General features: G+C 56.5%; 20 protein-coding genes and 3 tRNA genes. 19 read left to right on the forward strand and 4 right to left on the reverse strand.

All coding sequences use genetic code 11. From position 1 onward, the window contains the following. The first annotated feature begins 9 nt into the window (after positions 1-9). Genes nuoG through Q8L89_00740 form a run of 9 tightly spaced genes read left to right on the forward strand, consistent with a single transcriptional unit; the run spans position 10 to position 10,140 of the window. Positions 10-2,379: an NADH-quinone oxidoreductase subunit NuoG gene (nuoG, locus tag Q8L89_00700; protein ID MDP1707588.1), complete on the forward strand. Its 2,370-nt coding sequence runs from the start codon at positions 10-12 to the stop codon at positions 2,377-2,379. Positions 2,380-2,395: 16 nt separating this feature from the next. Then, positions 2,396-3,439, forward strand: a complete 1,044-nt coding sequence (gene nuoH, locus Q8L89_00705) for an NADH-quinone oxidoreductase subunit NuoH (protein ID MDP1707589.1) — start codon at positions 2,396-2,398, stop codon at positions 3,437-3,439. 5 nt (positions 3,440-3,444) lie between these two features. Next, a complete protein-coding gene (gene nuoI, locus Q8L89_00710; protein MDP1707590.1) occupies positions 3,445-3,933 on the forward strand; it encodes an NADH-quinone oxidoreductase subunit NuoI in 489 nt (162 codons plus the stop codon). Between the two features lie 31 nt (positions 3,934-3,964). After that, a complete protein-coding gene (locus Q8L89_00715; GenBank protein ID MDP1707591.1) occupies positions 3,965-4,573 on the forward strand; it encodes an NADH-quinone oxidoreductase subunit J in 609 nt (202 codons plus the stop codon). After that, entirely contained in the window at positions 4,570-4,875 is a 306-nt protein-coding gene (gene nuoK, locus Q8L89_00720; protein MDP1707592.1) for an NADH-quinone oxidoreductase subunit NuoK, read from the forward strand. The genes Q8L89_00715 and nuoK overlap by 4 nt, the downstream gene beginning before the upstream one ends. Positions 4,876-4,878: 3 nt before the next feature. After that, a complete protein-coding gene (gene nuoL, locus Q8L89_00725) occupies positions 4,879-6,831 on the forward strand; it encodes an NADH-quinone oxidoreductase subunit L (GenBank protein ID MDP1707593.1) in 1,953 nt (650 codons plus the stop codon). 9 nt (positions 6,832-6,840) lie between these two features. Continuing rightward, positions 6,841-8,358, forward strand: coding sequence for an NADH-quinone oxidoreductase subunit M (locus Q8L89_00730; GenBank protein MDP1707594.1), 1,518 nt, complete (start codon positions 6,841-6,843; stop codon positions 8,356-8,358). Positions 8,359-8,371: 13 nt separating this feature from the next. Continuing rightward, on the forward strand, positions 8,372-9,817 hold the full coding sequence (gene nuoN / locus Q8L89_00735) for an NADH-quinone oxidoreductase subunit NuoN (protein MDP1707595.1): 1,446 nt from the start codon (positions 8,372-8,374) through the stop codon (positions 9,815-9,817). Further along, positions 9,817-10,140, forward strand: a complete 324-nt coding sequence (locus tag Q8L89_00740) for a DUF2818 family protein (GenBank protein ID MDP1707596.1) — start codon at positions 9,817-9,819, stop codon at positions 10,138-10,140. Before nuoN ends, Q8L89_00740 begins: the two co-directional genes overlap by 1 nt. A gap of 8 nt (positions 10,141-10,148) precedes the next feature. Here Q8L89_00740 and efp read toward each other — a convergent pair whose 3' ends face one another. Then, positions 10,149-10,712, reverse strand: a complete 564-nt coding sequence (efp, locus tag Q8L89_00745) for an elongation factor P (protein ID MDP1707597.1) — start codon at positions 10,710-10,712, stop codon at positions 10,149-10,151. Between the two features lie 221 nt (positions 10,713-10,933). Here efp and uvrC point away from each other — a divergent pair, with 221 nt between their 5' ends. From uvrC to Q8L89_00785, 8 genes are all read left to right on the forward strand, one after another. Continuing rightward, a complete protein-coding gene (gene uvrC / locus Q8L89_00750; protein MDP1707598.1) occupies positions 10,934-12,790 on the forward strand; it encodes an excinuclease ABC subunit UvrC in 1,857 nt (618 codons plus the stop codon). A gap of 8 nt (positions 12,791-12,798) precedes the next feature. After that, entirely contained in the window at positions 12,799-13,350 is a 552-nt protein-coding gene (gene pgsA, locus Q8L89_00755; protein MDP1707599.1) for a CDP-diacylglycerol--glycerol-3-phosphate 3-phosphatidyltransferase, read from the forward strand. A gap of 57 nt (positions 13,351-13,407) precedes the next feature. Then, positions 13,408-13,482, forward strand: a tRNA-Gly gene (locus Q8L89_00760). Between the two features lie 44 nt (positions 13,483-13,526). After that, a tRNA-Cys gene (locus Q8L89_00765) sits at positions 13,527-13,600 on the forward strand. A gap of 117 nt (positions 13,601-13,717) precedes the next feature. Continuing rightward, positions 13,718-13,804: transfer RNA gene (locus Q8L89_00770), tRNA-Leu, on the forward strand. Positions 13,805-13,919: 115 nt separating this feature from the next. Next, the gene (locus Q8L89_00775) at positions 13,920-16,895 is read left to right on the forward strand and encodes an EAL domain-containing protein (GenBank protein ID MDP1707600.1); all 2,976 of its coding nucleotides are present in this window, start codon (positions 13,920-13,922) and stop codon (positions 16,893-16,895) included. A 152-nt stretch (positions 16,896-17,047) separates the two neighbouring features. Continuing rightward, the gene (locus Q8L89_00780; GenBank protein MDP1707601.1) at positions 17,048-17,704 is read left to right on the forward strand and encodes a hypothetical protein; all 657 of its coding nucleotides are present in this window, start codon (positions 17,048-17,050) and stop codon (positions 17,702-17,704) included. A 169-nt stretch (positions 17,705-17,873) separates the two neighbouring features. Beyond that, entirely contained in the window at positions 17,874-18,911 is a 1,038-nt protein-coding gene (locus tag Q8L89_00785; GenBank protein ID MDP1707602.1) for a class I fructose-bisphosphate aldolase, read from the forward strand. Between the two features lie 169 nt (positions 18,912-19,080). Here Q8L89_00785 and Q8L89_00790 read toward each other — a convergent pair whose 3' ends face one another. Next, positions 19,081-19,446, reverse strand: coding sequence for a hypothetical protein (locus Q8L89_00790; GenBank protein MDP1707603.1), 366 nt, complete (start codon positions 19,444-19,446; stop codon positions 19,081-19,083). 442 nt (positions 19,447-19,888) lie between these two features. On the opposite strand from Q8L89_00790, the gene Q8L89_00795 reads away from it, so the two are divergent. Continuing rightward, entirely contained in the window at positions 19,889-20,221 is a 333-nt protein-coding gene (locus Q8L89_00795; protein ID MDP1707604.1) for a DUF4404 family protein, read from the forward strand. A 73-nt stretch (positions 20,222-20,294) separates the two neighbouring features. Then, positions 20,295-20,720, forward strand: a complete 426-nt coding sequence (locus Q8L89_00800) for a DUF389 domain-containing protein (protein MDP1707605.1) — start codon at positions 20,295-20,297, stop codon at positions 20,718-20,720. 279 nt (positions 20,721-20,999) lie between these two features. Here the strand turns inward: Q8L89_00800 and Q8L89_00805 are convergent, their stop codons facing one another. Then, complete coding sequence (locus Q8L89_00805; protein MDP1707606.1) at positions 21,000-21,218, reverse strand: acetyltransferase; 219 nt, start codon at positions 21,216-21,218, stop codon at positions 21,000-21,002. Between the two features lie 92 nt (positions 21,219-21,310). Beyond that, positions 21,311-22,303 (reverse strand): serine/threonine protein kinase, encoded by a 993-nt coding sequence (locus Q8L89_00810; protein MDP1707607.1) that lies wholly within the window; start codon positions 22,301-22,303, stop codon positions 21,311-21,313. Positions 22,304-22,483 lie beyond the last annotated feature (180 nt).

Consider the following 22,483-nt stretch of genomic DNA (forward strand, 5'->3'; position numbering starts at 1 on the left):
GTTTTTCACATGGCTACGATTGAAATCAACGGCAAGCTGATGCAGGTTCGCGATGGCAGCATGATCATCGAGGCCTCGGATGAGGCGGGCATTCCGATTCCGCGCTTCTGCTACCACAAAAAGCTTTCGATTGCGGCCAACTGCCGTATGTGCCTGGTGGATGTCGACAAGGCCGCGAAACCGCTGCCTGCATGTGCTACCCCGGTCACCGATGGCATGAAGATTCTCACCCACTCGCCCAAGGCCATCATGGCGCAAAAGGGCGTGATGGAGTTTCTGCTCATCAATCATCCGCTCGACTGCCCGATCTGCGATCAGGGCGGCGAGTGTGAGCTACAGGAAGTCGCCATGGGTTACGGGCCTGGCGTGTCGCGCTACCAGGAAAAGAAACGTGTAGTAAAGGATAAGGATATCGGACCGCTTATTTCTACCGACATGACGCGCTGCATCCACTGCACTCGCTGCGTTCGCTTTGGACAGGAGATCGCGGGCATCATGGAGCTCGGTGCAACAGGGCGGGGCGAGCACATGGAAATCGGCACCTATATCGAAAAAAGCCTGGTATCCGAGGTGTCGGGCAATGTTATCGACCTGTGCCCGGTAGGAGCATTGACTGCAAAACCGTCGCGCTTTGCTGCACGAGCATGGGAGATGTCGCAACGCCCCACCATTGCACCGCATGACTCGATAGGCTCCGGGCTGTACGTGCATGTGCGCGACAACCAGGTCATGCGTGTCGTCCCGCGCGAGAATGAAGAGACCAATGAGACCTGGATTTCTGACCGTGACCGGTTCAGTTATCAGGGACTGGACAGTGATGACCGCCTGCGTGCGCCCATGATCAAGCGCAACGGCATCTGGCACGAAACCGACTGGGCAACGGCCCTCGAAGCCACGGTGGAAGGACTGAAACACATTGCCGAGTCACAGGGTGCAGCGCAGATCGGCGCACTGGCCAGCCCAATCGCCACCCTGGAAGAGATGTATCTGCTGCAAAAGCTGATGCGCGCACTGGGCTCGAGCAACATTGATCATCGCCTGCGCCAGACTGACTTCAGCGGCCAGAACAATGCCCCACTGCATCCCGCTCTCAACTGCAGTATCGCAGACCTTGAACAGCTTGATGCCGCATTGCTGATAGGCTCTAACGTACGCAAGGAACAGCCCATCGCTGCACTGCGCATGCGCAAGGCCGCCCTTCGAGGCGGGCGCCTCATGCTGCTCAACCCGCTGGACTACGAGATGAGTTTCCCGGTGGCGGAAAAAATCGTTACCGACCCTGTCGGCATGGTGCATGCACTCGCTGGCATTGCAAAGGTATTGCTGAAAGATGCGGCTGCACCTGACAAGACGCTAACATCCATGCTGACTGATATTCAGGTCGACGCCACCCATCTCGCCATTGCCCATAATCTCAGGGACGCAGATAAAAGTGTAGTGCTGCTTGGCAATATCGCCAGCGCGCACCCGCAATTCTCCCTGCTCGAGAGCCTGGGCCAGCTGGTTGCCGAGTTGAGCTGCAGCGGCTTTGGCATGCTGCCGGAAGCGGGCAACAGTGCTGGCGCATGGATCGCTGGGATGCTGCCGCACCGCGAAGCAGGGGGTGTGCCTGCCGCGCAAACAGGTCTGGATGCACAGGGCATGCTGGCGGCGAAATTAAAGGCCTATCTTCTGCTGTCTGTTGAGCCGGAGTACGACTGTGCTGACCCCACGCGTGCCATGCAGGCAGTGACCAGCGCGGACTTTGTGGTCGCGCTGACGGCATTCAGAAGCGCCTCCATGGACAACTATGCCAACGTCATGCTGCCTGCCGTGCCGTTTACCGAAACTGCGGGTACATTTGTCAATGCAGAAGGTCGCTGGCAAAGCTTTGAAGCCGCTGTCAACGCCCTGGGCGAGGCCAGACCTGCATGGAAAATCCTGCGTGTGCTCGGCAACCTGCTCAATGCCGATGGCTTTGAGTATGTCACCTGCCAGGAAGTTACCGAGGAAGTGAAACACGCCACCACCCGGCAAGCATCCAGGGGCGCCGTCGGGGTCAGGGCCACAATACAGTCATTACCCGCTGCCGACAGCACATTGATGCGTATCGGTGATGTGCCGATGTACGCTGTGGATGCCTTGATACGTCGCGCCACTGCACTGCAACAGACACATGATGCGCGACCCGCTGCAGCCTACGTCAATGCACAGCTTGCCGCACAACTGAGCATCGTCGAAGGACAGTTTGTGCAAGCTCGCCAAGGTGACATGCGGGCACGTCTGCCTATCGTACTGGATGCACGCGTGCCAGACCGGTGTGTGCGGATACCGGCCGGACTCGCCGGCAGCAGTACACTGGGGTCCGCATTCGGCCCGGTTGAACTGGAGAGGGCTTAGCAGCCCAGCCGCCTAGATGGAATTAGTGACCACACTTTGGGCCGCCACGCCCCTCACACTACAGATCGTCATCAAGATATTGACGATCGTGATTCCGTTGTCGCTCGCTGTTGCTTACCTTACGCTGGCAGAGCGCAAAGTCATCGGTTATATCCAGGCACGCATTGGGCCTAACCGGGTAGGCCCGCGCGGCCTGCTGCAACCGATTGCCGACGGCATCAAGCTCCTGATGAAGGAAGTCATCATTCCCACCGGGGCGAATCGCTCGCTGTTTATCATCGGGCCTATCCTGACACTTGCACCGGCGCTTATTGCGTGGGCGGTGATCCCATTTGATGAAGGCATGGTGCTTTCTGATATCAACGCCGGCCTGCTGTACATCATGGCCATCACCTCCATGGGTGTTTACGGCGTCATCATCGCTGGCTGGGCTTCCAACTCAAAATATGCCTTTCTCGGCGCACTCCGCTCTGCGGCACAGATTGTCTCCTATGAAATCGCCATGGGCTTCGCACTGGTCGGCGTACTGCTTGCAGCAGGCAGTCTCAATCTGGGCGACATCGTACGGTCACAGGCAGGCAGCGTAGCGCACTGGTTCTGGCTGCCGCTGCTACCGTTGTTTCTTGTTTATTTTATTGCCGGCGTTGCCGAGACCAATCGCGCACCCTTCGACGTTGCAGAAGGAGAATCAGAAATCGTCGCAGGATTTCACGTCGAGTACTCCGGCATGACGTTTGCGGTATTTTTCCTTGCCGAATACGCCAACATGATTCTGGTGTCCGCGTTGGCCGCCCTCATGTTTCTGGGTGGGTGGCTGTCACCGTTTCAGGGCATACCGGTTCTGGAGGGCCTGTTCGCCTGGGTACCGGGCATGGTTTGGCTGTTGCTCAAGATTTCAGTACTGTTGTTCCTGTTCCTGTGGTTCCGCGCCACCTTCCCGCGTTATCGTTATGACCAGATCATGCGGCTGGGCTGGAAGATATTTATCCCAATCACGATTGCATGGCTGATTGTAGTGGCTGCCGCCGTTCTATACGAACTGCCGTGGTGGTTCGACTGATACTGATGAAAACCGCATTCAATTACATCAAGAGTCTTTTCCTGTGGGAACTGCTGGGTGGCCTGAGGCTGACCGGCAGGTACCTGTTTGGCAAAAAAATCACGGTACAGTACCCGGAAGAGAAGACTCCCATGTCGCCGCGTTTCCGTGGCCTGCATGCGCTGCGACGCTATCCGAACGGAGAGGAGCGTTGCATTGGCTGCAAGCTGTGTGAAGCCGTATGTCCGGCCGCCTGCATCACCATAGAGACAGCGGAACGCAGTGACGGCACCCGCCGCACAACCCGTTACGATATCGACCTGTTCAAGTGTATTTACTGCGGTTTCTGTGAGGAGTCGTGCCCCGTCGACGCCATCGTAGAGACACGCATATTCGAATATCACTTCGAAAAGCGTGGCGATCACATCATCACCAAGGACAGGCTGCTCGAAATAGGGGACAAGTGTGAAAAAGACATTGCCGCTGATCGCGCCCACGATGCGCCTTATCGCTAGCCAACATAAAAACAGTTAAACTGCCTCGCTCATGGAACACATCATTTTTTATATTTTTGCCGCCATATTGCTGCTGTCAGCTCTAATGGTCATTACCGTCCGCAACCCGGTGTACGCGGCGCTGTTTCTGGTGCTTGCGTTTTTCACCAGCGCCGCCATCTGGCTGCTGCTCGAAGCCGAGTTTCTCGCGATTACGCTGGTGCTGGTATACGTCGGCGCCGTCATGGTGCTGTTCCTGTTCGTCATCATGATGCTGGATATCAACCTGACGGTGTTGCGCGATGGCTTTGCGCGCTACCTGCCTGTAGCGGCACTGGTAGCCACGCTGATTGTTGTAGAAATGGTGCTGGTCGTCGGCCCAGCCCACTTCGGACTCGACGTTATCGCGCCGCCTGTGCCGCATCCTGCCGACTACAGCAACACCCAGGCGCTGGGCAACGTACTCTATACCGTTTATGTATATCCCTTTGAGCTGGCGGCCACCATTCTGCTGGTCGCCATCGTCGCCGCTATAGCGTTGACCCTGCGCCGTCGGCCACAGGTCAAGTCACAGGATCCGGCACAGCAGGTGCTGGTGCGCAGCACTGACCGCGTGCGGATCATCAAGATGCCTTCGGAAAAGAAAGGGCAGGGGACATGATTGCCCTATCCGAGTTCCTCATATTGGGCGCCATCCTGTTCTGCATCAGCATGGCGGGCATCTTCATCAACCGTAAGAACATCATCATCCTGTTGATGGCCATCGAGCTCATGTTACTTGCCGTCAACATGAATTTTGTCGCCTTCTCGCACTATCTGGGTGACGATGCCGGGCAGATTTTTGTATTTTTCATACTTACCGTGGCTGCTGCGGAGTCCGCCATAGGGTTGGCAATACTGGTGGTGCTGTTCCGTAATCGGCGCGCCATCAATGTCGAAGACATCGGCAGCCTGAAGGGGTAGCGGATGAAAAACGTCTATCTCGGTATCGTGCTGGCGCCTCTGATCGGCGCAATCATCGCCGGCCTGTTTGGCAAACAGATAGGCCGCAGCGCCGCCCACTGGGTGACCACGCTCGGTGTCGCCATCTCCTTCATACTTTCACTGCTGGTTTTCAAGCACATCATCCTGGATGGTGCGCCAATATTCAACGAGGCGATCTACATCTGGATGGTGAGCGACGGCATCAAATTCGAGATTGGTTTTCTGGTCGATCAGCTGACCGCCATGATGATCGTTGTGGTGACCTTCGTCTCCTTGATGGTGCACATCTACACCATCGGCTACATGCACGACGATCCAGGCTATCAGCGCTTCTTCTGCTACATCGCATTGTTTACCTTCTCCATGCTGATGCTGGTCATGTCCAATAACTTCCTGCAGCTGTTTTTCGGCTGGGAGGCTGTAGGACTGGTTTCCTACCTGCTGATTGGTTTCTGGTTCAAGCGCGAAACGGCAATCTACGCCAATCTCAAGGCCTTTCTGGTAAACCGCGTAGGTGATCTGGGCTTCCTGCTGGGTATCGCTGCCATACTGATGTATTTCAACACGCTCGATTACGCCCAGGTATTCGGCGCGGCACCGCAACTGGCCGGTGAGAGCATAGAACTGATTGCCGGCCATGAATGGTCGTTGATGACTGTGATCTGCATTCTGCTGTTCATTGGCGCCATGGGCAAATCGGCGCAGGTGCCGCTGCATGTCTGGTTACCAGACTCCATGGAAGGCCCGACACCTATTTCAGCCCTGATACACGCAGCCACCATGGTCACGGCGGGTATTTTCATGGTAGCCCGCATGTCGCCTTTGTTCGAGTTCTCTGAAACAGCACTCACCGTCGTGCTGTTGATTGGGGCGACCACGGCGCTCTTCATGGGCCTGCTCGGCATCGTGCAGAATGACATCAAGCGTGTGGTTGCCTATTCCACACTCTCACAGCTGGGATACATGACAGTGGCGCTCGGAGCCTCAGCCTACGCAGGCGCGCTGTTCCATCTTATGACCCACGCCTTCTTCAAGGCCCTGCTGTTTCTGGCCGCAGGCTCTGTCATCCTTGCCCTGCACCACGAGCAGGACATCCGCAAAATGGGCGGCTTGAGGAAGCATCTTCCCGTCACCTACGCGACCTTCCTGATAGGTACGCTGGCGTTAATTGGCTTCCCCGGCTTCGCGGGTTTCTTCTCCAAGGATGCCATCCTGGAGGCGGTACATGCCTCACAGCTGGCGGGCGCGGGTATCGCCTATGTAGCGATTCTGGTAGGTGTATTCATTACTGCGCTATACAGCTTCCGCCTGCTGTTTCTGGTATTCCATGGCGAATCACGCCTTGACACGCACACGCGCGAACATGTGCATGAGAGCCCGGCTGTAGTAATCCTGCCGCTGATCGCGCTTGCCATCCCGTCAGTCATCATCGGCGCCATCTACCTGGGCCCGATGCTGTTCGGAGAGTTTTTCGGCGAATCACTTTTTGTATTGCCCCAGCATGACGTGCTGAAACAGATCGGTGCCGACTACCATGGCGTGCTGGCCTTTACGCTGCATGCCCTGACCCAGCCACCTGTCTGGCTGGCCTTCGCTGGCATAGCAGTGGCCTGGTTTCTCTACCTGAAGCGACCCGATCTGCCAGACAGGATCAAGCAGCGTTTTTCCATGCTGTATCGGGTGCTGGACAACAAGTATGGGTTCGACGACTTTAACGACACCGTTTTCGCAGGGGGAGGGCGTTGGTTTGGCCGTCTGCTCTGGCAGACCGGCGATGTTACCGTTGTCGATGGCGTCATGGTGAACGGCACGGCGCGTGCCGTCGGCTGGTTCTCTTCGGTAGTGCGCCACGTGCAAACCGGCTATTTGTACCATTATGCCTTTGCCATCATTATCGGGCTGCTGTTGCTGCTCGGCTGGCCACTCTTTATCTAAGGCGGTCATATGTTGGCAGAGTTTCCATTACTAAGCCTGGCCGTCTGGCTGCCCATCCTGGGTGGCTTGCTGGTGCTTGCTACTGCAAGTGAGGCGCGCATACAGTTCACGCGTGTGCTGGCGCTGCTGACCTCACTACTTACCCTTGTTGTCACCCTCCCGCTGTATACGCAGTTCGACGCCACTACGCATGCCATGCAGTTTGTCGAGCAGGCCAACTGGATACCCACATTTGATATTCGTTACCATCTCGGTATTGACGGTATCAGCCTGCCGCTGATACTTCTGACGAGCTTCATCACCGTATTGGTCGTCATAGCAGGCTGGGAGGTCATCAACTACAAGCTGGCCCAGTACATGGCTGCCTTCCTGATCATGGAAGGGCTGATGATCGGTGTCTTCGCTGCCCTGGATGCCATCCTGTTTTATGTTTTCTGGGAAGCTATGCTGATACCGATGTTTCTGATCATTGGTATCTGGGGCGGGCCCAAGCGGGTGTATGCCTCGATCAAGTTCTTTTTATATACCTTTCTCGGCTCGGTACTGATGTTGGTAGCATTCCTGTACCTGTACTTTGCCGGGGGCAGTTTCGGCATACTGGATATGCACCAGCTGCAGATCGGCATGACTGCACAGACCCTCATTTTCATAGCCTTCCTGGTTGCCTTTGCGGTCAAGGTGCCCATGTGGCCGGTGCATACCTGGCTACCGGACGCCCACGTCGAGGCACCTACCGGCGGATCGGTAGTACTTGCCGCCATCATGCTGAAGATGGGCGCCTACGGTTTTCTGCGCTTCAGCCTGCCGATTACACCCGACGCCAGCCGGGAACTGGACTGGTTCATGATCCTGCTGTCCCTGATTGCCATTGTCTATATTGGTTTTGTCGCACTGGCACAGAAGGATATGAAAAAACTCATTGCCTACTCATCCATCTCCCACATGGGGTTTGTGACGCTGGGTTTCTTTATCGCCTTCGATATCCTGCAACGCACGGGCTCCACACAAGGGGCCATCATGGGCCTGGAAGGTGCGCTGGTGCAGATGATATCGCACGGGTTTGTTTCAGGCGCGCTGTTCCTCTGCGTAGGCGTATTGTACGACCGTATGCACAGCCGTGAGATCAGTGCTTATGGCGGCGTGGCCAACACCATGCCGGTCTTCGCCTCGCTGATGGTGCTGTTTGCGCTGGCCAACGCAGGGCTGCCTGGCACCTCGGGTTTTGTCGGCGAATTTATGGTGATACTCAGCGCATTCAAGGCAAACTTCTGGTACGCACTGCTCGCCGGTCTGACGCTGGTTCTGGGTGCGGCCTATACCCTGTGGATGGTCAAGCGTGTTATTTTCGGCGAGATAGCCAATGACGGTGTAGCAGGGCTCAAGGATATTAATGCCCGCGAGGCGCTGGTACTCGGTGTGCTGGCTGGCGCCGTACTGCTGGTAGGCATCTGGCCTGCGCCACTGCTGGACATCATGCATCCCACGATGCAGAACCTGCTGCAACTCATGATGCATTCGAAACTGTAGAGGCACATCGGTCATGCCATTCACTGCCCCTGATTTCGCACCCGCCATCCCCGAGATGTTCGTCCTCGGCATGGCCAGCATCATTCTGGTGATCGATGCCTTTCTGTCCGAGCGTAACCGCATGGTCACCTATGTGCTGGCCCAGCTGACGCTGATTGTTGCCGCCCTGTTGACCCTTGGCCAGGCCAGTAGCGAATCAACACTGACATTCAGTGGGATGTTTATCAGCGACGGTATGTCCGTGGTACTTAAGCTCTTCATTTATCTTATTACGTTCGTCGTATTTATCTACTCACGTGACTATCTGAAATCACGCCAGCTTTATCAGGGCGAGTACTTTGTGCTGGCGCTGTTTGCCACCCTCGGCATGATGGTGCTGGTATCCGCCCACAGCCTGCTCACCCTCTACCTTGGCCTGGAGCTGCTTTCACTGTCGCTCTACACCATGGTGGCGCTGCAACGTGACTCCGTAGTCGCCTCGGAAGCAGCGATGAAGTACTTCGTGCTGGGCGCGCTCGCCTCAGGCATCCTGCTCTATGGAATGTCGATGTTGTACGGTGTCAGCGGCAGCCTTGATATCGCTGCCATCAACGCACTGCTCAGCGAACAGGATCCGGCAAAACCTTCCATCGTGCTGGTATTCGCCCTGGTGTTTGTACTGGTCGGGTTGCTGTTCAAGCTTGGTGCTGTACCTTTCCATATGTGGGTGCCGGATGTCTATCACGGTGCACCGACGTCGGTGACGCTATTCATAGGCACAGCGCCCAAAATTGCCGCCTTCGCCATGCTGATGCGGCTGCTGGTGGATGGCCTGGGTGAGCTGCATACCCAGTGGCAGGATATGCTGATTATCGTGGCCGTGCTCACCATTGCTGCCGGCAACATCATTGCAATTGCGCAAACCAACATCAAGCGCATGCTGGCGTACTCCACCATCGCGCATGTCGGCTTTCTGTTGCTGGGGATACTGAGCGGTACGCTGAACGGCTACTCTGCATCGATGTTTTATGTCATAGTTTATGCGCTTATGAGCATGGGTGGCTTCGGCATGATCATTCTGCTTTCACGTGCAGGTTTTGAGGCGGATAAACTCGATGATTTCAAGGCCCTCAACCAGCGCAGCCCATGGTTCGCGTTCATGATGCTCATCCTGATGTTTTCGATGGCGGGGGTGCCACCCACCGTCGGATTTTATGCCAAGCTGGCGGTGCTGCAGGCAGTGGTCGATGCTGACCTGCTGTGGCTGGCCGTGGTTGCCGTGATATTCTCGGTCATTGGTGCCTACTACTACCTGCGCATCATCAAGCTGATGTACTTTGATCAGTCCGATGACATGACACCCGTAGTGGCTGGCTTAGACATGCGTGTAGCCATGAGCCTGAATGGGCTCGCCATACTTGGGCTGGGACTGTTCCCCGGCAGCTTGCTGGCGCTCTGCATTACGGTATTTAATCCCTGATGGCAGCCAGCACTGCATTCATCTGGGTATTGCTGCTACTGGCGGTGGTTGCAGCCAATCTGCCGTGGTTGAGCGAACGCGTATTCTTTATGTTCACACCCAAAAATGGCGTCAAAAGTCCCTGGATGCGTCTGCTCGAGTGGCTTGCACTGTATTTCGCAGTGGGGTTTATAGCCATGGGGCTGGAGCTAAAGCTTACCGGAAAACACCATGGCCAGACATGGGAGTTCTACGCCATCAACTTCTTTGTATTCCTGGTGCTTGCACTGCCTGGCTTCATCTACCGCTACGACCTCAAGGCACATTTTGACAAGCGCCGCTGAACCCCGGCTCAGCCTGCGCGCTCGACATACTCGCCACTCCCGGTATTGACCTTGATGCGGTCACCTACATCGACGAACTGCGGCACCAGTACGTTCAGCCCCGTCTCAAGTTTCGCATGCTTATAAGAACTGGTTGCGCTCTGGCCCTTGACCACGGGATCCGCCTCGACCACCTGCAGGATGACATTGGGTGGCAGCTCTATGGAGACCAACCGCTCGTTATAAAGCCTGACCTGCACCTCGGTGGAGGGCAGCAAGTATCCGACTTGCTGCCCCATGAATTCCATGGGCACACTGATCTGCTCAAAACTCTCATTGTCCATAAACACCAGCACGTCATTTTCTTCGTAGGAATACGCCATTTTGCGGGCCTCCAGATCAACCTCGTCCACCTTATCCTCGGCGCGAAACCGCTCATTCAGCTTTGTACCTGCCTCAATGTCCTTCATCTCCACTTGAGCGAAGGCTCCACCCTTGCCGGGCTTGACGTGCTCAACGCGTGACACGCGCCAGAGTCGGCCCTGATAGTCGAGCAAGGTATTAGGGCGGACAGAGGAGGCGGCGATCTTCATGCTTTAATTCCAAGTGTTAGAGTGCGATGATTATAGGCTGCAATTGTCGGCGCCGTAATGGTCTTTGCGGTGTGTTCACCTGATACGTGCCGTTTGGCGATCAGCACGGGTTATTTTCTGTATTTTACTATAAATTATAAATAGTTATAATAATATTCTAATGTTATTTATGGGTAGTAATACGCGTGGAATCTGGCCCCCGGCCTGAGCCTGCCGCCGCCATGGCAAACACACCCACTGCCTTCGATGCGCGCGCATTTCTCAAGAGCGTCACCAACAGGCCCGGCGTCTACCGCATGCTCGATGCTAGCGGCGGGGTATTGTATGTAGGTAAGGCACGCAATCTTAAACAGCGCCTCACCAGCTATTTTCGCAGCCAAGCCGTAACGCCGCATACTGCAAAAACCCAGGCCATGGTGGCACACATACAAGGCATAGAGATCACCGTTACCCACACGGAGACCGAAGCACTGATACTGGAAAGCACCCTCATCAAGTCGCTCAAGCCACGTTACAACATCCTGCTGCGTGACGACAAAAGCTACCCGTACATATTTCTCTCCGACAAGCATGAATACCCGCGCCTCGCATTGCACCGGGGTGCGCGGCGTGCAGCGGGGCGTTATTTTGGCCCTTATCCCAGTGCGCTTGGCGCGAGAGAGAGTCTGCATTTGCTGCAAAAGCTGTTTCAGGTGCGCCAGTGTGAGGACAGCTTCTACCGCAATCGTTCACGACCCTGCCTGCAACACCAGATCAAGCGCTGCACCGGCCCCTGCGTCGGTCTGATAAGTAAAGAGGACTATGCCGAGGACGTGCGCCACACAACCATGTTTCTGCAAGGCAAAAACCACGAGGTCATCAGCGAACTGGCAACACGCATGGAAGCAGCCGCGACCCGGATGGAGTTTGAGCAGGCGGCACACTACCGCGACCAGATTACTCATCTGAAACAGGTACAGGAGCATCAGTATGTCAGCGGTGAGAAGGGCGATCTCGATGTGATTGCGGCGTTGGTAAAAAATGGCGTGGGCTGTGTCGAACTGTTTTTTATCCGTGCCGGCCGCGCACTCGGCAACAAGGCCTTTTTCCCGCGTCTGCCTGCGGGCGCCACGGCGGCCGAACTGCTTGCCGCCTTCCTGCCCCAGTATTATCTCGCGGGCGAGACAAGCGCCGGTGACGGGCAACAGATCATCCCCGGCGGCATCATCACGCTACCGGCCGTGGAGGACGCAGATCTCGTGCAGCAGGCCCTGAGCGCCCGTTCCGGGCGACGCGTGACCCTTTCGAGCCGTGTGCGCGGTGAGCGGGCACGCTGGCTGCAGCTGGCCCTCACCAACGCCGAGCAGGCGTTGGCACAACAACTGGCCAGCAAAGGCCACCTGAGCGAACGCTTTGAGGCATTGCGTACCGCCTTGCAGCTCAAACAAACCCCGCAGCGCATCGAATGCTTTGATATCAGCCACACCCAAGGGGAGGCCACCGTGGCTTCCTGCGTTGTGTTTGATGGCCAGGGGCCGCTGAAGTCCGCCTACCGGCGGTTTAACATCGAGGGCATTACCCCCGGTGACGACTACGCCGCCATGCAGCAGGCCCTGCTGCGCCGCTATACACGGCTGGCCCAGGGTGAGGGCACGCCACCTGATATACTGTTTATCGACGGCGGCAAAGGACATCTGGCCGAGGCCGTGAATGTACTCAAGGAGCTCCAGATCACCGACGTGACGGTTGTGGGCGTAGCCAAGGGGGAGGGGCGCAAGCCCGGGCTGGAATCCCTGCTGCTGCCCAACCGGCGCACCCCACTGCGGCTGGCCCCCGATGCACCGGCCCTGCACCTGATTCAGCAACTGCGTGATGAGGCGCACCGCTTTGCCATCACCGGTCATCGCCAGCAGCGGGGCAAAACGCGCACCACCTCGGCGCTGGAGGGGATACCCGGCATAGGCCCACGCCGGCGGCGCGTGCTGCTGAGCCAGTTCGGCGGGCTGCAAGGGCTGGCCCGGGCAGGTGTAGATGACCTCAGCCACGTGCCCGGCATCAGCAAGCAACTGGCACAAAAAATCTATGACGTATTCCACTGAGGTGTGATGTGAACCTGCCCAATATTCTGACCTTCATGCGCATCGGCCTGATACCGGTATTCGTACTGGTCTTTTACCTGCCCTTTGAAGGCGCCCGCATGGTAAGCGCGGCCATTTTTGCCCTGGCGGCCATCACGGATATCCTCGACGGCTACCTCGCACGCAGGCTGGGGCAGATATCGGCCCTCGGTACCTTCCTCGACCCGGTAGCAGACAAGCTCATGGTCGCGGTCGCCCTCATCCTGCTGGTGCAGACCGACCCCACCCCCTGGCTCGCCATTCCCGCTGCTGTCATCATCGGCCGTGAGATCGCCATTTCTGCCCTGCGGGAGTGGATGGCCGAACTGGGTCAGCGTACCTCCGTTGCGGTATCGATGATAGGGAAACTCAAGACCATCGCCCAGATGCTGGCCTTGGTGTTACTACTCTACCGTAGCCCCCTGGCAGGGCTTCCTGTCTACCCGGCAGGGCTGGTGTTGCTGTATCTGGCAGCAGGGCTGACCCTCTGGTCCATGCTGGTCTATTTGCATGCGGCCTGGCGCAGCCTGAAAGCAGGCTGATCGCTACCTTTTCTTGACAGCAGGTGCACGCCGGTTACAATAGCGAGCTTCATTGACGCGGGAATAGCTCAGTGGTAGAGCACAACCTTGCCAAGGTTGGGGTCGCGAGTTCGAATCTCGTTTCCCGCTCCATGATTTGATGGTTTACAGGCCTTACTCTGCCTGGAACACGTCACGGCTGGGTGGCAGAGTGGTCATGCAGCGGCCTGCAAAGCCGCGTACGCCGGTTCGATTCCGACCTCAGCCTCCAACTTCCTCGGTGCACGCAGTTCCCCTTCAAGCCATGGTCCAGGTAGCCAGCGTAGTCAGGCGCTGGTCTGCCCATCCGGCAGGCGATCCTGTACAGTTGTATACTGCTCACCATAAAGCCCGGGTGGCGAAATTGGTAGACGCAAGGGACTTAAAATCCCTCGGCCTTACGGCTGTGCCGGTTCGACCCCGGCCCCGGGCACCAGCCAAAACAATTAGTTACTGATCTTTTGTCAGGCACCTTGAAACGAAACACAAACTGCCTGTCCACCACTGAAACCGACGCGATGCGTTTGAATAAGTAACCGGGTCACGGCACGATGAAGAAACGATTGCCCACAGACGAAGTCATCACCACGCTGCTCCGCGAGATCGGGATGGACGCGCAAGAGATCGCCCAGCGCAAGGCATTCCTGGAGTTCGAGCAGACCGATGTCAAACTGCTCACGGAGCTGTACCCACGTCTACAAAATGCGTCGCAGCGGTTCGTGGACGATTTTTACGCCCTGCTGCTCCAGTTCGAGGAAACCCACCACCTCATCTCCGACCCCCATACTATAAAACGCCTGAAACAGTCCCAGGAGGCCTACTTCACCGAGCTGACTGCAGGCCACTATGACTCCGAATATATCCTCAGCCGTCTGCGCGTAGGCGCCACCCATCAGCGCATCGGACTCGAACCCAAATGGTACCTCGGCGCCTACAGAAAGTATCTTACCGGGCTGCTGCCCGAACTGTGGCGCTTGCTTGGCGACGACCCGGACAAGTTTCTCGCCACCTACCACGCGCTGCAGAAGATTGTATTCCTGGACATGGGGATTGCCATTGATACCTATATCCAGGCCGACCGGCGCGCCATCCTCGATCTCAAGCACTACGCCGAAGACATCATTACCAACCTGCCCGTTGGGTTGATCGTGCTAGACAACGCCCTCAAGGTACAAAGCGTCAATCGCTCCTTCCGCGAGATATCCGGACTGAAGGACGGGGAGGACGTCTCCGGGCGCGAACTCGAAGACATCCTGCCACTGCCCGGCTTGCGCCAACAGGCGCAAGCCGTCCTCGCCGGCAGGATGGCCTTGCACGGCATTGATGGCGTGCTGGGCAAAAAACAGCTGCACCTCACCATCACGGGAATCCAGCTTGCAGAAGCGGCACGCCTGCTGGTGGTCGTGGAGGACTTCACCGAGCACAAACAGACAGAGGATATGCTCGCGCGCCTGGGCCGCATTCTCGATAGCTCCTCCAACGAGATTTACGTCTTCGATGCCGACACGCTGAATTTTCTGCAAGTCAACCAAGGGGCACTGCGCAATCTCGGCTATACCATGGAGGAAATGAAAGCACATACACCGCTGGATATCAAACCACTGCTCACTCGGCAAAACTTTGAGGATCTGGTTACGCCGCTGCGCCAGGGGATATCCGACCTGACAATGTTTGAGACCATGCACAAGCGCAAAGATGGCAGCCTATATCCGGTCGAGGTAAGAATACATTTCGCCCGCAACGAAACCCGACCGGTATTTGCAGCCCTCATCCAGGACATCACGGCGCGCAGGCGGGCCGAAGAGGAGTTGCGCCTTGCCGCCGTGGTATTCGAGCAAAGCATCGATGCCGTGGTCATCACGGACACGGAGCGGCGCGTCATCACCGCGAATCAGGCCTTCACGCGGATGACGGGTTATGCGCCCGAAGCAGTGATCGGGAACACGTTAAGCATCCTGAGATCCGGACGGCATGATACGGCCTTCTTCCGTGCGATATGGGAACACGTTACCAAAGATGGCCACTGGCAAGGGGAAGTCTGGAACCGGCGCAAATCGGGCGAGATTCATCCCGTGTGGATGTCGCTTGCCGCCGTGCGCAATGAAAAAGGGGTGGTCACCCACTACATCGGCATCATGAGCGATATCGCCGAACGCAAGGATCAGGAGGCGCGCATCGAGCATCTCGCCTTCTACGACCCGCTGACCGGGCTGCCCAACCGGGCGCTGTTCATGGATCGCCTGAATCAGACTTTGGCCAATGCCGAACGGCACGGGCAGCGGGTGGCTATCCTGTTTATGGATCTCAACCGCTTCAAGGAGATCAACGACACCATGGGGCACGATGCCGGCGACCTAGTGCTGACCGAGGTCGCGCGGCGCTTCCAGGGGGTGCTGCGCCAGGCAGACACGCTTACTCGCTTTGGCGGCGATGAGTTCGTCATCATTGCCGGTGAATCCGATCAGTCTTCCACCGTCCAAATCGCCGAACGTTTGCAGCAAGCGCTTGGTGATCCCTTTACGTTGAGGGGGCAGTCTTTTTCGGTGGGGACGAGCATCGGCATCGCCTTCTATCCTGAGGATGGAAAGTCGTCCGATGACCTGCTTAAACTGGCCGACATTGCCATGTACCGCGCCAAGGCAGCAGGCGGCGGCTACCGCTTCTATCAGCCGGAGATGAGCGCGGGACTGGCCGAGCGCATGGAGCTTGCCCAGCGGCTGGGCCGCGCCCTGAAGGCTGGGCAGTTACAGCTCTATTACCAGCCGATAGTGAATCTGCAAACAAAAGCCATCTCCAGTGCCGAGGCCTTGTTGCGCTGGAATGATCCCGAATGGGGCTGGGTGAGCCCGGCGAAATTCATCCCGGTTGCCGAAGAGCGGCGCATGATGGGGGTGCTCGGAGAGTGGGTGCTGAAGGAGGCATGCCGCCAGTTGAAGGCCTGGCAAGAGACCGGCCTGAGTTTCCCCGGGCAGCTCGCCGTCAATAAAGCCGTCCGGGAGACCGGCCTGAATTCCCCCGGACGGCTCGCCATCAATATCGCCGCACAACAGCTTGAAGAGGCCGAGTTTGTCAGCAAGACAAGGGTCATCGTGCGTGCGGCGGGGCTGACACCAAATTGTCTTGCGCTGGAACTCACAGAGAGTGGGCTGATGGAAAATCCGGAGCGGGCAATCGGGATGATGGGGGCTCTGAAGACGGCGGGATTTTCGCTCTCAATAGACGATTTCGGCACCGGCCACTCGTCGCTTATGTATCTCAAACACCTCCCGGTGGACAAGCTCAAGATTGACATGTCTTTTGTGCGCGACATGATAAAGGACAGCAATGATTACACCATCGTTGCCACCATCATCGCCATGGCACGCGCCCTCGGCCTCAGGACGGTTGCCGAAGGAGTGGAGGAAGAGGCGCAAATGCAAAGCCTGCTGGCGCTGGGTTGCGATGAGGCGCAGGGCTATTACTTTGGTCACCCCGAACCGGCTGAGGTTTTTGCGCAGAAATGGCTTAAACCCACCGCCTCCGGATGATTGGGGTGCCGGCGCAGCGGGCAGACAAGCGGGTGAGCGTCGGCATGTTTGGGTTTGAAGGATTTTCCGTCTTATTTCCAAGCTGTCCAGAAGCTGCTTAACTGGATGGGTTACCCCTCAATCACGGTAACGCCAGCAAGGAGCCCTGTTCAATGTGCTTTTCGGCAACGGTAAGCTTTATCGCTGGAGCTTCTTTGTCCATACTTGGTGTGGCAACTGTAACCAAGGTGGAGCGAAAGAGGGAGATCCCGCTTGCGCTAATCCCACTTTTATTCGGGGTTCAGCAAATCATCGAGGGTATGCTATGGCTCGCATTTCGATTCGACGCTCCCTTGCTCAATGTGAGCATGACATATGCGTTTACGCTGTTTTCGCACGTTTTGTGGCCCATATTAGTGCCTTTCTCCATCGGGTTGGTGGAAAATGTGGCTTGGCGTAAAAAAGTGATACGGGTATTCCAGTTCATCGGGGTCGCAGTCGGCTTATACCTGCTTTACATGATCGCCAGATATCCCGTCACCTCGAATGCTGCTGAGCACATTGTTTATGTTTCACTGCATTTTTATACTGTTCCGGTGATGGTTCTTTACCTGGCGGCCACGTGCGTTGGCTCGTTCTTTTCGAGCCACAGGATAGTAAATGTCTTCGGGGTTCTGGCGCTGCTTCTTTTTATGGTAGCCTACGAATTCTATACCGTCGCCTTTTTTTCAGTATGGTGTTTTTTTGCTGCGATTTTAAGTGCTGTCATTTACCTGCACTTCAAGCTGAGAAAACAGCACATCCCGGAGGTGATGCCGGGCCGTGCGTGAGCACCAAAACAAATCTGAGCGGTGTAAGGGCAGGGTCACCCCAATGGATCACTCGGTTACTCGGGGTTCATAACGGAAGGTGACAGGGGTTCACTAGCGTAACGTCTACAGTAATCACTGTAACCAGCACGCATGCTTGGACGAAAGCCAGCGGTACCAGAAGGCATATATGAAAAAATTTATCCAGGAAATGGAACGTACTGTGGCAGAATTGGCGGCGCCCGGCAAAGGGATACTCGCCGCTGACGAAAGTACTGGCACCATCGAGAAACGCTTCAAGAGCGTGAGTGTGCCCTGCACCGAGGATAGTCGGCGCGATTACCGTGAAATACTATTTACCACTCACGGGCTTGGCGAATTCATAGGCGGTGTGATTCTGTTCGAGGAAACCCTGAAACAAACGAACGCTACGGGTGTACCGTTACCGCAACTGCTCACGGAGCAGGGCATAGTCCCCGGCATTAAAGTGGATAAAGGCACAGTAGCATTGCCGGAGTTTTCCGGCGAGAAAGTCACCCAGGGACTTGACGGTCTGGCGGATCGACTCGCAGAGTACAGGAAATTCGGCGCTCGTTTTGCAAAGTGGCGTGCGGTGATTCCCATCGGCGTCGGTATTCCCACGCCGGAGGGGATCGCCGCGAACGCGGTGGCACTGGCACGCTATGCCGCAGTTTGTCAGGCACAGGGTCTGGTGCCGATCGTGGAGCCTGAGGTTTTGATGGATGGCAACCACGACATCGCGACCTGCGCACGAATCAGTGAGGAGGTGTTGCACACCGTGTTCCATGCACTTCACCAACAGCGCATCACGCTGGAACTCATGCTACTCAAACCCAACATGGTCGTACCCGGTGTCGATTGCGCGAAGCAGGCCACGCCTGACGACGTCGCGACCGCAACACTGGCTTGCCTGCGGCGCACGGTGCCGGCGGCAATGCCGAGCATCAATTTTCTCTCCGGCGGCCAAAGCGAGCAAATGGCCACTGCCAATCTCAATGCCATGAATATCGGCACGGTGAAGCAACCTTGGGTCTTGAGCTTTTCCTATGGACGCGCCCTGCAGGCACCAGCACTGGCAGCCTGGCACGGGGATGCGAAGAACCGCGACCTCGTGCAGCAGGCGCTGTATAAACGCGCGCGCCTGAACAGCGCCGCCCGCCAAGGCCGTTACACCGCCGCAATGGAGCAAGAGCCGACTGCGGCGTAGTAGCCGGGAGCGGTTCTGTCTGACGCAAGACGCTCGCATTGATGGATAAGCAGTGTACCCATCATATAAAGTACGTTCAGCCCGCTACCCCTATAACAAATCTTGCGCCGTCTGCCATGTCATGGCGTAGATGGGTACTACGCGGCGTATTACGGCGTGCAGTATGTGTTTACTGAGCTTTCATCCCGCCGCCCATCTTGCTGTCACCCACATCCCGACCCATCATTCCTCCGCCCATCATTCCTCCGCCCATCATTCCCTGCATCATACGCATGTTGTCCTGCACCATCTTCGAATGTTCTTGCATAAGTTTATCGCGTTCCTTGGCATCGCTGGACTGCATGATTTTATGCATCTGTTCATGCATCCTGAGCATACTTTCCTGCATCCTGCCCATCTGCATCTGTTGGTTCTGATCTGTCATGGCAGGTGCGGGTTTTTTATCGTTGTCGGGGTGATGTCCCTCATCTGACCATGCAAGGGGCGGGAATAGCAGCAGGGCAGCCAGTACCGCAATAATACGTGATTTCTCCATGATTAAGTCTCCACCTTGAGGTTGATCGAAAGACTGCTTCGCTACGGGCCAATTGCCCACTCGCAAACGCCACATAATCCATTGCCAGTGATTCATTCTAGGCCAGTACACCCACATCGTCCATGGCTCATCGCGCGACATAAGTTTACGGCCCAACACAACATTGGCCAATACGGGCACTCCGAAAGCAGTCGGGGGTGGGGCGGGGTGGTATTTTCTCTGCAAATACCTTGGCGGCCACGCTACACTACAGGTTTTCAGGGGTTCCCTTGCTATCCTTGTAATTAGCACGGCAGGTTGGGCTGAACTAGTGAAGCCCAACATCAGCCAAGGATAAATAAAGCAAGCAATAGCGACAGCGTACGTTACGCAACGTGCCGTACATCGGTATAATGACTCCTAGAACGCTGCGTCCGCAGCGAAACCCGTGGAGTGCGCACCAATGCTTCAGGACACTATCAGCAGAATCGAAAACAGAATCCGACAGGCCACACTGGCGCATGAAGGCAGCAGGGAAGACCTTCTAAAACTGGTCGCCGATCTTAAAAGCGAGATCACGGAGCTTTCGAAAACACACCCTGAGCAGGCTGAAAGTATTGCGGGGTTTGCTGATATTTCTTCACACGAGGCCGTAAGGGAGGTGCGTAATCCGCATCTGTCCAAGCTATCCACCGATGGCTTGATGGCCTCTGTGCGTGAATTCGAGCAATCGCACCCGCGCCTGGTGAGTATCGCCAACACCATCAGCAACACCTTGTCCAACATGGGCATCTAGGGCATGCCTGCAATCGGTATACTCCTTTGTGCGGGGGCTTTTACGGATCACGCTCTCACCGGTTGAGGCCTATTTGCCGCGTCCGCCAGTCAATGCCGACGAGGAAAAAACACGCTCCGTAATTGCATCACGCGAGTCCCTAGATGAGGAGATCGAAAAAAATGCACGCCTGAATCGCAACTATTTACTGCTGGTAATCTTTTCAACGGTCGTAGCTGCGATCGGATTGATAGAAGATAATGTCGCCGTGCTCATTGGTGCGGGCGATACCCCACCTGATCAGGCGTTCCCACTCACCAACGCGGCCGGGCTGGGGCTGGCCATCGGTATGTCAATCCTGATTGGCGTGCTGTCTTCCTCAAGCATCTATAGCCATGAGCTGCTGTCACGCACGGCTGTGGGCCTGGATTCTATCGCGCTCGCACTGGCATCAGGAGCCGCCGCTGTGTTGTCACTCACAACCGGCCTGCCTTCTGTGCTGGCATATTGCTGGCAGTGAACGTGGTCTGCGTAAATCTGGTGGCAAAGATCGTTTTCTGGCGCAGGGATTGCGACCCCGCACCTGGGTGGAGAAGGCGAAGGCGCACCAGTCTACCAGGGCCTATATTGTGATCTGGATTATTTCCCTCGTGATACTGGTAGTGCTGATTTATGTCCGCAGGCCGGGTGGGTAGCAGCGCGAAAGGGAAGGTGATCAAATGTACTACGTATGGCCGTCACGCAATGATGACTGCCTTTTCAATGAAAAACACCCTGGAGGACATGCAAACACCTCCTATCACATGATGGCCGCGCTGCGGTATTGCGGATCTATCCAGCAGCGTGGTAATTTCTCGTCGGAAGGAAATACGAGATCACTCTTGTCAAATAATTCTGGCTCTGGCATTTCTTCACCGGCGTGAAAGCGTCCACGTAACGACGATTTGCACGGATCGAAGAGAGCATCCACATCGATAATCTCTACCATATCGCATGTTTTTTTGTGCTTTAAGAACATGATGTTTTCCTTGATTAAGCTGAAATCAGATGCACTTCAAAACGCTGGTATAAATCCTACACCATTTTTGCGTCATTTGCGCTCATACCTGTTTACACATGCATGAGCGGTGCCTCATCCATGAGTGCCACTTGCTCGCGCAACTCCAGAATACGATCCTGCCAGTAGCGCTGGGTATTGAACCAGGGGAAGGCCACGGGAAAGGCGGGGTCGTCCCAGCGCCGCGCCAGCCATGCCGCATAATGGATCAGGCGCAGTGTGCGCAAGGCCTCAAGCAGATGCAGCTCGCGGAGATCAAATTCGCTGAAACCCTCGTAGCCGGCCAGCACGTCAGCGAGTTGGCGCTGCATCGAGGCGCGATCACCGGAAAGCAGCATCCACAAATCCTGCACGGCGGGCCCCATGCGGCTGTCATCAAAATCGACGAAATGCGGTCCGTCAGCCGCCCACAGTACGTTGCCCGCATAGCAGTCACCATGCAGCCGTAAATACTCTAGTTTGCCCGCACGCTCGTAACAGCGGCGCACACCCTCCAACGCCTGTTCTATGATGCTTTGCCAGGCAGCCATAAGATCATCGGGTATAAACGCCTGTGACAGCAGATAGTCGCGTGGCTCTTCGCCAAAGCTCACAATATCCAGGGTGGGTCGAGCCTGAAATGGCCGCACACGGCCGACCGCATGTATACGCCCGATGAAGCGCCCCATCCATTCCAAGGTGGTTCCATCATCGAACTCCGGCGCGCGGCCACTTTGTCGCGGATAGACGGCAAAACGAAAGTCGCCGAAGTTGTGCAGCGTCTTGCCGTCGGCCAGCGCCAGCGGTGCGACAACGGGAATCTCGTGCCCGGTGAGCTCCTGCACGAAGGCGTGTTCTTCGAGGATGGCGGCATCCGTCCAGCGCTCGGGGCGGTAGAATTTCGCCACCCGCGTAACCCCGTCCTCCATCCCCACCTGATAAACACGATTTTCATAGCTGTTCAGTGCGAGAAGACGGCCGTCACCTCTGAAGCCGACACTCTCCAGCGCATCCAGCACGCAATCCGGGGTCAGGCCGGAGTAGGGTGCTGCTTTGCCAATCTCCATGGGTGCGTTGCCTTGGCCGCATGAGCAGCAGCTAAATACAGCCCCACATTGTACGCCTTATACCCCTGCGACTGTCGTTTGATCCGCACTTCGCCTGCACCTGCACGGCATAGCAAGATGCTTGAGGAGATACGTCACGCTCGCAGAACGCACCGGTTACCCGCCTGTTGGCCATTTTTT

It is taken from the genome of Gammaproteobacteria bacterium (genome assembly GCA_030680605.1).
Lineage (GTDB): Bacteria > Pseudomonadota > Gammaproteobacteria > SURF-13 > SURF-13 > JAQBXX01.